This window comes from Thiohalocapsa sp. (genome assembly GCF_022340605.1).
In the GTDB taxonomy this organism is placed as follows: Bacteria; Pseudomonadota; Gammaproteobacteria; order Chromatiales; family Chromatiaceae; genus Thiohalocapsa.
In genome coordinates this window covers 1-13,447 of sequence record NZ_JAJDNQ010000170.1, presented here as the reverse complement: position 1 = coordinate 13,447, position 13,447 = coordinate 1, and the positions used below count along the sequence as shown (strand labels likewise).

The window sequence follows — 13,447 nt, the reverse complement described above, 5'->3', positions numbered from 1 at the left end:
TTGGAGTCGACGCTGATGGCGAGGTAGTGCACGTCCTTCGCGAGGCTGAAGACCAGGTAGAAGCCGTACGCCGCCAGGATGATGAACGCAAACAGGGTCGGATAGACGATCAGCTCCCAACGCCGGGCGCTGTTCTCGAATGCCTGGGAAAGCCGATCCATTGCGTAGGCGTTTGCCTGTGAGTCCGTCGCCTCCGCACCGGGCGGGCCCGCTGGCTGCTCCTTGCTGGGCTGCCCAGCGTTACCAGGGCCGGAATCGGATGGGGATTGGACCATCGGCGCGATTGCCTCAGTGCGTGACTGTTCTTATCTGCGAGCGACCCGAAGCGCTTGCCGGCATTGGCTCGGCAGGCCGGCGGGTGTCTCGCGCGTGAATGACAGTAGAGACTAACATAAAGGCTAAGAATTCCCACGGCGCGACGCGCGGCGCACTTGGTTCGGGGCATCAGCTCAGCAGGTGCGGAAACAGCGCCGCGGCCAAGGCGTAGAACTCTTTGGCGCCCTTGCCCCTGGGCTCGAGCTCGAACACGGCCAGCCCCTCGCTGAAGGAGCGCCGGAACACGGTACGCTGCGAGAGCCGCGGCTTGATGTAGCGCACGTCCGGCAGGGAGACCAGCGCGGCGGCCGCCTCGTTGGTCTCGCGTACGGCGTGGTGGGTGTCCCCGCGGTTGATGAAGCCGATGATCTCGGCAGGGCGCTCGCGCTCGACGGAGCGCACCAGGCGCGCGAACCGCTGCGTGGACCAGATATCGGCCTGTGACGGCGGCACCGGCACCACCACCCGGTCGCACAGCGACAGCGCGGTACGCACCGCGTCCATGTCCGCGGTGCCGATGTCGATAAGTGTCTCCTCATGCTCCGCGAGACCTTCCGGCGTCAGGGCGTCGCGGTCGCGCACCACGAGTACCGGCTCGAAGCCTTCCTCGACGCGGACCTCGGTCACGTCCGACAGGGTCGCCTGCGGGTCGGCGTCGATCAGTTGCACATCTACGTCGGCCATCGCCAGCCAGACGCCGAGATTGAAGGTGAGCGTGCTCTTGCCAGAGCCCCCCTTCAAGCTCCCAACCACTGTGATCATGCCGAACGAGCTCCGTTTCGGTGCCGAGAAGTGACGCGCGCAAGGATACCGCAGGCCACAAGGTCAGTGCGCTGCATCCATCGGTTGGGGCGGAGCGTGGCCGCTGCGCCAAGGCGCAGCGATGAACGCCGTTTCCCCTAGCGCCCGCTGCGGTAGTAACGCTGGTAGAAGTCGTCCTGCGGTACCGGTCCGGGCGCATAGCCGAAGGCCGCCCCCTGCTCCTCGTCATCGCCCGGCCGCTGGCGTTGGTCGCGGTGGGGCTCGACGAAGCGGGGATACTGCGCCACGTCACGATGGCGTTCCTGCTCCTTGCGCGTCAATGGCCGAAAGACATAACCCCCGGCGGTGCCGCCGACAGCGTGCTGCTCGAGCGCCGGGTCCTCCCGGAAGCGATACTGCTGCCGCGATCGTGATTGCGGCGCGCGCCACGGACCGCGATCATCCCTGTAGACGCCCTGGCTGCCGGCGTAGTCGTCACGGCCATCCCTGTAGACGCCCTGGCTGCCGGCGTAGTCGTCACGGCCATCCCTGTAGACGCCCTGGCCGCCGGCGTAGTCGTCACGGCCATCCCGCTGGCGCTGGCGATCGTAGCCGTCCGGGCTCCGCGGCAGCGGCTGGGACGCCCAGTCCGGCGCGCCGTAGCCGTCCGGGACGACGGGCTTAGGCGCCTCGGGGCGCTGCCAGGTGTCGCCCCTGTCCTGGTAGCCGTCATAGCCGTAGCGGTCGGCGCCGAGGGTGTCGCCGTCATAAGGGTAGCCGGGCGCCGGGGACGGGTCAGCGCCCCAATCCCCGTCGGTATACCCGAAGCCCGGCGCGCGCCCTGCCGCCGCGCCCGTCCCGGCGCCGACAAAATCACGGCCGGCATAGCCATACTCGTCAGTGCCGTACTGCTGTCCGTAGTCGCCGCCGTCGTACCCTTGGCCGCGGGCGCCCTCGCTCGGCCAGCCGCTGCCCGCGTTGTACCAACCCGGATCGGGGGCGCCATAGAGATCATCCGCGGTGAGCGGGCTCGCCACAAAGACGGCGGGCGTGAGCAAAAGGGCGAAGGCCGTAAGTCTCAACATGTGCAACACCAACTGCGGCGCATTCCATTCGGGGACTGACCAGGATCGACGGCCCCTGTCAACACAGTCTAGCCGTAGCGGTGACGTCCGACGGGGCGCGCATGCGCCCCAACTCATTCAAAGGTGTCCTGGTCAGCGTCCTCGGTCTTGAGCCGAATGCCGCGCCGCGCGGCCTTTTTCTGGACCTTGGCAACCTTGGCCGTTGTCGTGGCCGCGGTCTTCGCTGCGGCCTTCTTCTTCGCGGGCTGCTTGCGGGCCTGCGGCTTTGCGTCGGTGGACTTTGGCGTGGCCGTGGGCGTCGCCTTTGGCATGGACTGGGGCGCGGGTTTCGGTGCGGCGGCGCCAACCTTGGCGTCGCCAGCCGCGGCATCCGCCGCCTCAGCCGATCCCGCCTCGCCTGTCGCCGTAGGCGCTTGGCTGGATGTTTGCTTTGGCGCCTTTGGGGCCGCTGTTGGGGCGGTTTCCCCGGCGACCTCCGGGGGAGCTTCCCTGGCCACCTCGTCCGGCTCGGCACGCGTCTCGCCCCCGGTGCGCAGCGCGTTGCGCACCTCGGCGGCAGCACGACTGCCCTGGTCGTAGGCGACTCCGCCCGCGCCGACACCGCCGCTGCCGCCGGCACCGCCGCCCGAGCCGCCGCCGGGACGTCCGGGCCCCCGCCTGCGGTACTTGCGCCACAGTGTCTTCAGCCAGTCGAACAGTAGCAGGAAGATACCGCGGACCAGGTAGAACGCCATCATCAGGGCGCTGCCCACCTTGGCGAGCGCCGGCGACGGCTCACGTTGCCGCGGCGGGTGCGCCGTCGCGGTCTTGCTGTCTTCCAGCAGCTCTTCCGCGCATGGGACCGTGGTTCCGGCCGGCGCGCTCGCCACCGCCACCTCGCAGAGATCCCGGCTCGCGGCCACGCAACCGAGCGGGATGACGATCAGGGTCAGCACCGTGGACACCAACACGCCCGAGGAGAGCGAAATGGCCATGCCCTGGAAGATCGGATCGGTGTAGATGACGCTGGAGCCGGCCACCAACGCCAGCGCGGTAATCACGATGGGCCTGGTTCTGGTCTTGCACGCGCGGATCACGGCCTCCGCCACCGGCACGCCCTTCTGCACCTCATGGATGGAGAAGTCCACCAGCAGGATGGAGTTACGCACGATGATGCCGGCCAGTGCGATCCAGCCGATCATGGACGTGGCGGTGAACTCGCCGCCCAATCCGAGTTGGAACATCAGCCAGTGCGCCGGGATGATGCCCAACAGCGTCAGCGGGATCGGCGCCATGATCACCAGCGGAATGCGGAAGTTCCCGAACTCCCACACCACCAGGATGTAGATCAGCACCAGCGCGACGCCGAAGGCGGCGCCCATGTCGCGGAAGGTCTCGTAGGTGACGGTCCACTCGCCCGCCCACTCGAAGCCGGATACCTGGTCCGTCGGCGGCGGCCCGAGCCAATACGCCTTCGGCTCGGTGCCGTCCGGCGCCGCGTAGCCCATCTCGTTGAGACGGTTCTGCACCTGCATCATGGCATAGACCGGGGCCGCGAGATCGCCGCCCACATCCGCGACGACGTACTCCACCGCGCGCAGATCCTTGCGGTAGATGATGTTCTCCTCCGGCACGCGCTCGAAGCGCCCGAGCTCCCGCAGCGGTACGGTGAAGCCGGCGTTGGAGCGGATCGGCAGGTCGCCGAGGGTGTCGATCTGCGAGCGCTCCGCCAGCGGGACTTGCAGCACGATGTTCACCGGCTCATGCCCGGAGCGCATCTTCACGTCGCCCAGGGTGGCACCGCCAAGCGCCATGGCGAGGTTCTGGTTGATGGTGTCCACGGAGATGCCGCGGCGGACGGCCTTCTCGGTGTCCACGTCGAAGCGCCAGTAGTCGAAGGCCTCGCGGAGATAGTTGTCGACGTCCCGCGTGCTCTCGGCCTGCTCGAAGATATCGGTCAGATCGCGGGCGAAGTCACGCCGCACCTCCGCCGAGGGTCCATGCACCTCGGCCACGACGGATTGCAGCACCGGCGGACCGGGCGGCATCTCGACAACGGCGATGTGCGCACCGCTCTCGTCGGCGAGCGGTTTGAGCATCTGCCGCGCCTCGACGGCGATCTCGTGACTGGAGCGCTTGCGCTCGTGCTTGTCGGTGAGCTGCACCAGCAGCTCACCCTGCCAGGGCTTGTCGCGCAGATAGTAGTGGCGCACCATGCCGTTGAAATCGAACGGCCGCGCCGTGCCGGCGTAGAGCTGGATCGCCGTCACTTCCGGCATCTTGCGCACTTTCTCGGCCATGCGGTGCGCCAGGTTCGCCGTCACCGGCAGCGCCGTGCCCTCCGGCATGTCCAGCACCACCGAGAACTCCGGCTTGTTGTCCAGGGGCAACATCTTCACCGGCACCCACTTGAAGTAGAAGAAGGAGCAGGTGAACAGGAAGGTGCCCCACATGATCAGCTTGAAGGCAAGCCGCTTGCGCTTGTTCTCGATCAGCGGGGTCAGAATGGATACATAGAGCTTCTCCAACCGCTCTGCTTCCCGATGCTCTCGCTTCTCGGCGACCTCCAGGTAGCGCATGGAGGGCCGCAGCCACTTGGAGATGGCGAGATAGGGTGTGAACACGAACGCCGCGAACAGCGAGATCAGCATCGCCACCGAGCCCAGCGCCGGAATCGGCTCCATGTAGGGCCCCATCATGCCGCTGACGAAGCCCATCGGCAGCAGCGCGGCGATGACGGTGAAGGTGGCGAGGATGGTGGGGTTGCCGACCTCGCGCACCGCGTCCACGGCGGTGGCGTCGTCGGTGCGGCCCTCTTCCAGCCAACGGCGGTAGATGTTCTCGATGACAACGATTGCATCGTCCACGAGGATGCCGATGGAGAAAATCAGCGCGAACAGGCTGACGCGGTCGATGGTGTAATGGGTGATCCAGGCGGCGAAGATGGTCATCAGCAGCACCACCGGGATGACCAGCATCACGACGATGGCAGGCTTCAGCGCACGGAACGCCAGCAGCACCAGCACGAAGACAAAGAAGGTCGCCACGAACAGCTTGAAGATCAGCTCCGAGACCTTCTCGTCGGCGGTCTGGCCGTAATTGCGGGTGACGCTGACCTCGACGTTGTTGGGGATGCGCCCGCCCTTGAGCTCTTCCACTTTGTCGATGATCGCGTTGGCGACGGTAACACCGTTGGTGAGCTCCTTCTTGGCCACGGCGATGGTGACCGCCGGAACGCCGTCGGCGTGCTCTCCCTTTTCCGCGGCGGGGCCGGTGTAGTAGGCGACGAGCTGCGAGGCGTCCTCCGGCGCGCGGCGCACCTGGGCCACGTCGTAGACGTAGACCGGAATCTCGTTGAAGGTGCCGACCACCAGCCGGGCAATCTCGTCGGCACTCTTCAGGAAGGAGCCGGTGGTCACCGAAAAGTGCGAGCCGCTCGACTCGACGCCACCGGCCGTGGCCTCCGCGTTCGCGGTCTTGATAGTGTTGGCCACGTCACCCAGACTGATGCGATAGCCCGACAGACGCTCGGGTGAGGCGTCCACGGTAATCTGCTCGCGCCGACCGCCGACGATGAAGGCGTTGCCGGTGTTGGGCACCTCCTTCAGCATCTGTAGTACGTCCTGCGCCAGCAGGCGCAGCTGGCCATCGTCCACGTCCGGGCGACCGTCGCCGTCGACGTCCTTTGACCAGAGCGTCAGTGTCACGATGGGCACATCGTCGATGCCCTTGCTCTTCACCAATGGCGGCAGCACGCCCGGCGGGACCTTGTCCATGTTCGAGGCGAGCTTGTCGTTCACCTTCACCAGCGACGGGCCCATGGGCTCGCCCACCTCGAACTGCACGGTGACGATGCCCTGCCCGCGCTCGGCGGCGGAGTAGACATGCTCCACGCCGGGGATCTCGCTGATCATCCGCTCCAGCGGCTGCATCGCCAGGTTGCTCACCTGCTCTGCCGACGCGCCCGGATACTGGACCATGATGTCGATCATGGGCACCGAGATCTGCGGATCTTCCTGCCGGGGCGTGGCGATGAGGCCGAGCAGGCCCATCATCAGCATGGCCACGTAGAACAGCGGCGACAGCGGCGAGCGAATGAAGAAGCGGGCCGTGCGACCGGCGAGGCCCAGGCTGCCCTCATCGTAGGTGTGCTCGCCCTTCGGCGGGGTGGCGCGGGTGCGTTCGTCCTGGCTCATGGGTCGGTATCGGACTCGGGTTTCGGGGGCGCGCACCGGTGCGGCCCGGGTTGCGGCGGCGGCCGAAGCCGCGCCGACGGGGTGAGCCTTTCGGCTCCGGGCTGCGAGACCTGGGCGCTCTGAGTGGGAGACGCCTTGCGGGCCAGTCGGGAGCGAATTGGGGGCGAGCTGAGGTTTGGCGACAGATGACGGCTCGAGACGAGCGCGCCACGCGCTGCCGGCGCACTCGCCTCAGCGACCACCATGTTCGCCCCGGGACCAGCTGCTGGTGATGCCGGCACCGGGATTCTCGAGTATGCGCTCGCCGGGCCGCAGCCCGCTCAGCACCGTCACCATCCCGTCCGGTCGCGGCTCGCCGACGCGGATCAGGCGCAGTTCGGGCTTGCCCTCTTCGTCGAGCACGTAAACGCCGGGCAGGCTGCCGTTGAAACGGATCGACGAGCGCGGTATCACCGGGTTGACGCGCGCCGGAGCGCTGAAGTCAGGCACCAGCACCTTGGCGTACATGCCGGGCTCGGAGACGCCCTGCGGCAGATCGAACTTGACCTTGACCGTATGCCGCTGGGGGTCCGCCATCGGGAAGATTTGCGCCACGCGAACCGGCAGACCGGTGCCCTCGGTGGTGCTGCCGCCGTGCGCCGGCACGTCCAGTTCGGCGCGCAGCATCGTGCCCTCGCGCAGGCCGGGGCGCAGCCGCGCGGGCACGTCCACCTCGACCTGCAGGTATTCGACGTCCGCGTAGTTCATCAGCGGCTGCCCCGGCTGGACCGTGTCGCCCACCTCGACGAACTTCTTGACGATGACGCCATCAAACGGTGCCACGGAACGTGCATCCCGCAGTTTGGAGTCGAGCGCGCGCAGCTCCGCCTGGAGGGCCATGATGGCGTTGCGCGCCTCCTGAATCTGGGTGCCGGAGGCATACAGGTCGGCGGACAGCTCGGCGCCTTGGTTGCGATCGCCGACGAAATCTTCCATGGGGCGGGTGAAGAACTGATCGAACAAGTTGGGAATAGCCATGCCCCCTGGCGATGTGCGCGAGCGCGGCGCGTAGAGCTCGCGGCTGTATTGCACGCCGGCGTTGCGCAGCTTGGCATCCGCCGTCGCGATCTGCGCGATCAGCCCCTGGCGCTTGGCGCGCAGCTCGCTGTCGTCGAGGGCGACCAGGGTGTCGCCACGGTCGAAGCTGTCGCCCTCGATACCCGCGAGGTATTTGACCCGGCCGGGCAGCTGGGCCGCGAGCGTCACCTCTTTGTAAGGAATGACCGTGCCACCGACGGAGACCGTCGGCAGCCCTTCCGCCTGTTTCACGACGTAGACGCCGTCGGCAGCCTGCACCGCGGCGGGAAGCAGCAGACAAGCGGCGAGCAGCCGCGCCGTGACTGAGGAGGTTTTTCCCATGTGTACGGGTTCCTGAAGACAGCGGGAATTGGGGAGGCGGAGCGCGCGGTGACGGCCCGCGTGAGCCGCCGGCGAGAACACCGGCGAAGACGCCGGCCGCAGTGTCGATCCTGCGCACGGCCACTGCAAGCGTCGGCGCAAGCCTCCCGGGCGTAGCACGATCGGGATTGCAACATGCGCGGGCTGGCCCGGCGGCCGCCGGCCGGTGGCACCTGTGGTGGTCGGGAGAAGTGTCAGTGCACGCTCCTGTGGCCCAGATTTTCGTTATGTTGCGCGAGTGATCGCCAGGCGCAAAACGCAGTCAGCTAGTATCTCGGAATCAGTCAATGACTTCAACCTACAAAGACGCTAAACCGATCCAAATCAAGCCGTTGGCGCTATCGAACGGCGTCTGGGCACGTCGCCGGCTGTCGGACGCTGGGAGGCGCGCGCCGCAGCGGAGCAGGACCGCCGCGCTGTGCCATGACCCGTGGGCCATCGGAGCCGGGTGGCGATCGGGCGGCGCCGGCTGACCGGCGCCGCACATCGCGTATAGTATCCGCCCGCGGCGCGGCGCGCACAGCCGAACGCAGGTCCCTGGCGCAGGTCCCTGGCGCAGATCATGGTGACCGGGCGTGCGCGCCCGTACCATGCCAGCCGCTCGGGTCGAGCCGCCGCAGCGCGCGCGGGCGCCACACCCTCCATCACGAACCACAGACCAGGAGACCCGCCCATGCCTTCCGCGGCAGGACCGGAAACCGTGCAGAAACGCCTGAGCGACCTCGAATCGCACCTCGAGCAGGAGAACCCGATTCTGCTCAACGCGGTCCAGAGCTTCCGCGCCCTCGACCGCGTCGCCTACGACATGGCGCTGCTGCCGGAGAACAGGTCCTTCGCGAGCCAGGTGCCCTGGTGGCCGCTGATCTCGGTGCTGGGCACCTTCTCGGCCGGCAAGTCCACCTTCATCAACGACTTCCTCGGGCACAACATCCAGCGCACCGGCAACCAGGCGGTGGACGACCGCTTCACGGTCATTGTCTACAGCCCCGAGGAGCGCTCGCGCACCTTGCCGGGCATCGCGCTGGACTCCGACCCGCGCTTTCCGTTCTACCAGATGTCGCAGCAGATCGAGCGCGTTACCGGCGGCGAGGGCAAGCGCATCGACGCCTATCTTCAGCTCAAGACCTGCCACACCGATCAGCTCAAGGGCAAGATCCTCATCGACTCCCCCGGCTTCGACGCCGATGCGCAGCGCGACACCATCCTGAGCATCACCGACCACATGATCGGCCTCTCTGACCTGGTACTGGTGATGTTCGACGCGCGCCACCCGGAGCCGGGGGCCATGCGCGACACCCTGAAGCACCTGGTGGTCGAGACCAAAAACCGGGCTGATTCCAACAAGTTCCTGTTCATCCTCAACCAAATCGACACCTCCTCGAAGGAAGACAACCCCGAAGACGTTGTGGCCGCCTGGCTGCGCGCGCTCGGCGAGGTGGGCCTGACCACCGGGCGCTTCTACACCATCTTCAGCCCGGCGGCGGCGCCCATCGCCGACCCGGTCCGCCGCGAGCGCTTCGAGGCCAAGCGCGACGCGGATCTGAAGGAGATCTACGAGCGCATGGACCAGGTGGAGGTGGAGCGTGCGTACCGGATCATTTCCGCGCTGCGCAAGACGGCCACCGAGCTGGCCGACGACACCATCCCGCTGCTGACCCGCGCGCTGCGCCGGTGGCGCTCGCGCACGCTGTGGCTGGACCTGGTCGTGCTGCTGGCGGCCGCGGGGGGATTTCTGTTCTGGAGCATCAGCGTCGGCGACTGGCACGGGCTCAGCTACCAGCCCGCCTGGCTGGCCTGGCTGGACGCGCAAGGGATCACCCGCGGCAAGCAGATCGGCATCGGGGTCGTGGCAGTGCTGGCGATCCTGTTGCACCTCGGCGTGCGCCGGCTCGCCGCCGCCGGCGCCCGCGGCTGGCTCAAGCGACAGCTTAAGGGCAAGCAACTGCCGGGCGAGCCGCTCGCCGCCTTCAACGCCAACATCAAGCGCTGGGGCCAGGAGCTGATGGGCCGCCCGGCGGGCTACAGCAGTTGGTCCGACGGGCGCATCATCGAGGTATTGCGCGACTGCGAGAACTACGTGCAGAGCCTGAACGAACGCTTCACCAACCCGAGGGGCCTCGCCGACTAAAGGCGCCGGAACGGCCCGCGATGAGCGCCCGGCAGTCCGGATTGGCCCGCATCGGCATCGACCTCGGCGGCACCAAGATCGAAGGCGCCGTGCTGACGCCCGCCGGTGAACTGACACACCGCCACCGGCTGCCCACGCCGCGCCACGACTACGCCGGCACGCTCGCGCGCATCGCCGAGCTGGTGGACACCCTCGCCCGCGCCACACCCTGCGACGAGCGCATCGGCGTCGGCACCCCCGGCGCCATCTCCCCCTTCGACGGGCGCCTGCGCAACGCCAACTCCGTGTGGCTGAACGGCCGCACGCTGCAAGCCGACCTTGCAGCCAAGCTTGGCCAGCCGGTGCGCACGGCCAACGACGCGGACTGCTTCGCGCTGTCAGAGGCCACCGACGGTGCTGCCGCGGGCGCCGCGAGCGTCTTCGGCGTCATCATCGGCACCGGCACCGGGGGCGGCATCGTGGTGCACGGCCGGCTGCTGCAGGGGCCGAACGCCATCGCCGGCGAGTGGGGCCACAACTCCCTGCCCTGGCCGGAGCCCGAGGAATTGCCGGGCCCGCCCTGCTATTGCGGCCGCCGTGGCTGCATCGAGACCTTCTGCTCCGGCCCGGGACTCGCCGCGGACTTCACCGCCGCCACCGACCGTCACCTGGATGCCGCCGCCATCGCCGCCGCGGCCGACCGTGGCGACGCCGAGGCCGAGGCCGCACTCCAGCGCCACGAGCGGCGGCTGGCGCGGGCGCTGGCCTCCATCGTCAATGTGCTGGACCCGGAGGTCATCGTGCTGGGCGGCGGGCTTTCCAAGCTCGGCCGGCTGTACCGGACCCTACCGCCGCTGGTGGCCGAATACGCGTTCTCCGATGGCCTCGCCACCCGCATCCTGCCGCCGCGCTTCGGCGACAGCAGCGGCGTGCGCGGTGCGGCGATGCTGTGGACCGACGGCGCCGACTGAGCCGGGCAGCCACAGTACCGCTGTCCCGTGCCGCCATCACGGGTGTGTCAAGCGGCACTCACCGCGGCAGCCAGAGTCTTTGGCCAAAATCGAAAGGACGCGAGGCCACAATCCGCGCTGCGGCCGCACCGGAATGTGCTGGGTTGAGCAGAAGATTCATGCTCTCCGGGACGATGACCGACGGGACCTGAAGCACGGGCGAGCGCTGCGTGCGCAGCCAATCGTCGCCGAAGGCGCGCGGGTCCTCCGGCAAACGCGTCAGCGTCTCGACGGCGAGGTCCGCCAGATCGATCTCGAGGAGCACGTAGTCGTCCGGCACCAAATGGGGCGGCAGGTCCAGATGCACCCGCACCTCCAGCACGGCCAAGGCCGCGGACGATGCGGCATAGACCAGCGGTCGTCCCGGCGAGCTCCAACGTCCGCCGTACAGCCTCGCCCCTTCGCCGCTCAGGTCCGCATAGGGCGCTCGACACAGCCGCCACGCCCCCACTCCCACTACGCGGCAATCCCGTGCGCGATCCGCCCGAGCAGGGTTTCGACCTCGCGTGCGCCCTCGTTGGTATCGAGCAGGTAGAGCGGGCGCTCGCCCGCCAACGGGAGCGTAGGGCGGCGCAACCAGGCGGCAGCCTTGTCGCGGTCGCCGAAGGTCTCCTCGGCGAGCGCCACCACCCGGGCGACGCGCAGCAGGCGGTCGGACTGCTCCGGTGTCAGGGTCCCGGCCTTGCGCCGGTGGGCGAGCGTCTTGCGCGGCAACACGACCTTGTCCAACTCGGCAAGCGTCAAACGACCGGTGTCCAGCATGCGCTGCACCGACGCCACCGGCAGTCCGCGGCGCACGATGCGCACCAAGTCCATGCCGCTGCGAATATCCTGCCCGACAACGGCCTTGCCGCCGACTAGATCGATCGTCAAATCGCAAGTGGGCATCGCGGCACTCCAAGGTGCAGATGCACGCAGCATAGGTGCATATCGCCGGCTCCTGCAAGCGCTTTCATCCACTCGGCCACCCCCCGGCCCTGACCGCCTCCGCGCCCGGCCCTATCGGCGTCGATCATAAGTCCGACGATGCCGGAACGATAATCAAGGCCCTGACGCATGACAGCCCCGGTTGCCATGCCCTTTGCGAGCGAGCCCTAGGACGCAGCCGCGGCCTCCCGCAACGCCGCCGCCACGGCTCGATGCTCCGCTATTCCAATCCGCTCGGCGACCCGCGCCGGGTCGATGTCCGGCTGCGCCGACAGCACCGATGCCTTGACCTTGCGGATGCGTGCAAGCGAATCCTCCACCCTCGCAACCGATACCTCCTCGGCGTCGATTTGCCGCGCCAGGGTTTCCATCAGCTGGAACTGGATCTCAGTCTGTGAGTGGCGGCCGTCGAGTCCGCCGCCGCCGCCGATGAAGAGGTCGCAGCCCGCCTCCACGGCCCGGCGGGTCAGCTCGGCCGGCGACCAGCGGCCCCAGACGCCGCGCATCTCCATGTTGTCGGTGACGATGAGACCGTCGAAGCCCATCTCCTCACGCAGCAGGCCGGTGAGGATGGGCCGGGACAGGGTCGCCGGCCAGTCGGGATCCAGCGCCGGGTAGAGGACATGAGCCGTCATCATCGCCGCCACGCCGGCCGCGGCCGCTTCGCGGAACGGCGGCAGCTCGATCTGCTCCAGCGACGCGCGCTCGCGGCGCACCACCGGGAGCTCCAGGTGAGAGTCCGCATCCGTATCGCCATGGCCGGGGAAGTGCTTGCCGCAGGCCATCAGTCCGTGGCGCTGATAGGTGTCGATCACCGCCCGCGCCACCGCGGAGACCAGCGCCGGCGTGCCGCCGTAGGCGCGGTCGCCAATGATGGGGTTGGCCGGGTTGCTGTCCACGTCCAGCACCGGCGCGTAGTTGAAGTTGATGCCGACGGCGGTGAGCTCCGCGGCGCTGACGGCCGCCGCGCGCCGCACCAGCTCCAACGAGCCGCTGCGCGCGTAGACGCGGCCCAGCAGCCGCGCCGGCGGCAGCTCCGTGAAGGGCGCACGCAGCCGCGCCACGCGGCCGCCCTCCTGGTCCACGCTGATCAGCGGCGGGGCATCCGCTGGATACAAACCGTGCAGATCGCGGCACAAGGCGGCGACCTCGGCCGGCGTGCCAATGTTGCGCCGAAACAGGATGAAGCCGGCCGGCCGCCAGCGCCGGATGGTTTCCGCCAGCGCGTCGTTGAGCGCGGTGCCGTCGAAGCCGAGGATGAAGAGTCCACCGGCAAGGTGGCGTGCATGCATGGCGTTGGCCCCTGAGCCGCGCGCGGCGGCGTGTGTCCCCTGATTGGCGGCCGTCATTATAGATTTAGCAAGCACCGCGCTAGTGCTTCGCTGCGGAAATTCCGAGACCGGGCTCCCTCGTCGTCGTGGTCGTGGTCGTAATCGAATATCCGGACGGTTGAGATCACGACAACGACAACGACAACGACAACGACCACCTTGACTCAACTCCAAGCATGTGGCGCCGTCAAGCAATCTGGGGTCACCAGTGGATTGGCGGTCCACCGACATCGGCACCGGAATCGGGCTCGGGCTCGAGCTCGATCGCAACCTCAAGCCCAACCTCGATGTTCACCACAGAACCGTCCAGCCGGATCCG

At 68.1% G+C, this 13,447-nt stretch carries 9 protein-coding genes; 2 read left to right on the top strand and 7 right to left on the bottom strand.

Going from position 1 to position 13,447, the window contains the following annotated elements; genetic code table 11:
• Positions 1 to 444: 444 nt before the first annotated feature.
• From LJE69_RS20820 to LJE69_RS20805, 4 genes are all read right to left on the bottom strand, one after another.
• The gene (locus LJE69_RS20820) at positions 445 to 1,077 is read right to left on the bottom strand and encodes a ParA family protein (RefSeq protein ID WP_296927986.1); all 633 of its coding nucleotides are present in this window, start codon (positions 1,075 to 1,077) and stop codon (positions 445 to 447) included.
• A gap of 137 nt (positions 1,078 to 1,214) precedes the next feature.
• Complete coding sequence (locus LJE69_RS20815; RefSeq protein WP_296927985.1) at positions 1,215 to 2,141, bottom strand: hypothetical protein; 927 nt, start codon at positions 2,139 to 2,141, stop codon at positions 1,215 to 1,217.
• A gap of 113 nt (positions 2,142 to 2,254) precedes the next feature.
• Positions 2,255 to 6,316, bottom strand: coding sequence for an efflux RND transporter permease subunit (locus LJE69_RS20810; RefSeq protein WP_296927984.1), 4,062 nt, complete (start codon positions 6,314 to 6,316; stop codon positions 2,255 to 2,257).
• A 231-nt stretch (positions 6,317 to 6,547) separates the two neighbouring features.
• Positions 6,548 to 7,795, bottom strand: a complete 1,248-nt coding sequence (locus tag LJE69_RS20805) for an efflux RND transporter periplasmic adaptor subunit (RefSeq protein WP_296927983.1) — start codon at positions 7,793 to 7,795, stop codon at positions 6,548 to 6,550.
• Positions 7,796 to 8,426: 631 nt separating this feature from the next.
• Here LJE69_RS20805 and LJE69_RS20800 point away from each other — a divergent pair.
• Together LJE69_RS20800 and LJE69_RS20795 are read left to right on the top strand one after the other, a co-directional pair.
• Positions 8,427 to 9,881, top strand: a complete 1,455-nt coding sequence (locus LJE69_RS20800) for a dynamin family protein (protein WP_296927982.1) — start codon at positions 8,427 to 8,429, stop codon at positions 9,879 to 9,881.
• A 20-nt stretch (positions 9,882 to 9,901) separates the two neighbouring features.
• Complete coding sequence (locus tag LJE69_RS20795) at positions 9,902 to 10,831, top strand: ROK family protein (protein ID WP_296927981.1); 930 nt, start codon at positions 9,902 to 9,904, stop codon at positions 10,829 to 10,831.
• Positions 10,832 to 10,889: 58 nt separating this feature from the next.
• Here LJE69_RS20795 and LJE69_RS20790 read toward each other — a convergent pair whose 3' ends face one another.
• The 3 genes from LJE69_RS20790 to nagZ form a co-directional block, all read right to left on the bottom strand.
• The gene (locus LJE69_RS20790; protein ID WP_296927987.1) at positions 10,890 to 11,321 is read right to left on the bottom strand and encodes an RES family NAD+ phosphorylase; all 432 of its coding nucleotides are present in this window, start codon (positions 11,319 to 11,321) and stop codon (positions 10,890 to 10,892) included.
• Between the two features lie 5 nt (positions 11,322 to 11,326).
• Positions 11,327 to 11,743, bottom strand: a complete 417-nt coding sequence (locus LJE69_RS20785) for an antitoxin Xre/MbcA/ParS toxin-binding domain-containing protein (protein WP_296927980.1) — start codon at positions 11,741 to 11,743, stop codon at positions 11,327 to 11,329.
• 221 nt (positions 11,744 to 11,964) lie between these two features.
• Entirely contained in the window at positions 11,965 to 13,089 is a 1,125-nt protein-coding gene (gene nagZ, locus LJE69_RS20780; protein ID WP_296927979.1) for a beta-N-acetylhexosaminidase, read from the bottom strand.
• Positions 13,090 to 13,447 lie beyond the last annotated feature (358 nt).

What these genes read in the sequence shown, in the direction of transcription:
- LJE69_RS20795 (WP_296927981.1), top strand. Translation starts at nt 9,902, where the DNA reads ATGAGCGCCCGGCAGTCCGGATTGGCCCGCATCGGCATCGACCTCGGC.
- LJE69_RS20810 (WP_296927984.1), bottom strand. Translation starts at nt 6,316, where the DNA reads ATGAGCCAGGACGAACGCACCCGCGCCACCCCGCCGAAGGGCGAGCAC.
- nagZ (WP_296927979.1), bottom strand. Translation starts at nt 13,089, where the DNA reads ATGCATGCACGCCACCTTGCCGGTGGACTCTTCATCCTCGGCTTCGAC.
- LJE69_RS20820 (WP_296927986.1), bottom strand. Translation starts at nt 1,077, where the DNA reads ATGATCACAGTGGTTGGGAGCTTGAAGGGGGGCTCTGGCAAGAGCACG.
- LJE69_RS20800 (WP_296927982.1), top strand. Translation starts at nt 8,427, where the DNA reads ATGCCTTCCGCGGCAGGACCGGAAACCGTGCAGAAACGCCTGAGCGAC.
- LJE69_RS20815 (WP_296927985.1), bottom strand. Translation starts at nt 2,141, where the DNA reads ATGTTGAGACTTACGGCCTTCGCCCTTTTGCTCACGCCCGCCGTCTTT.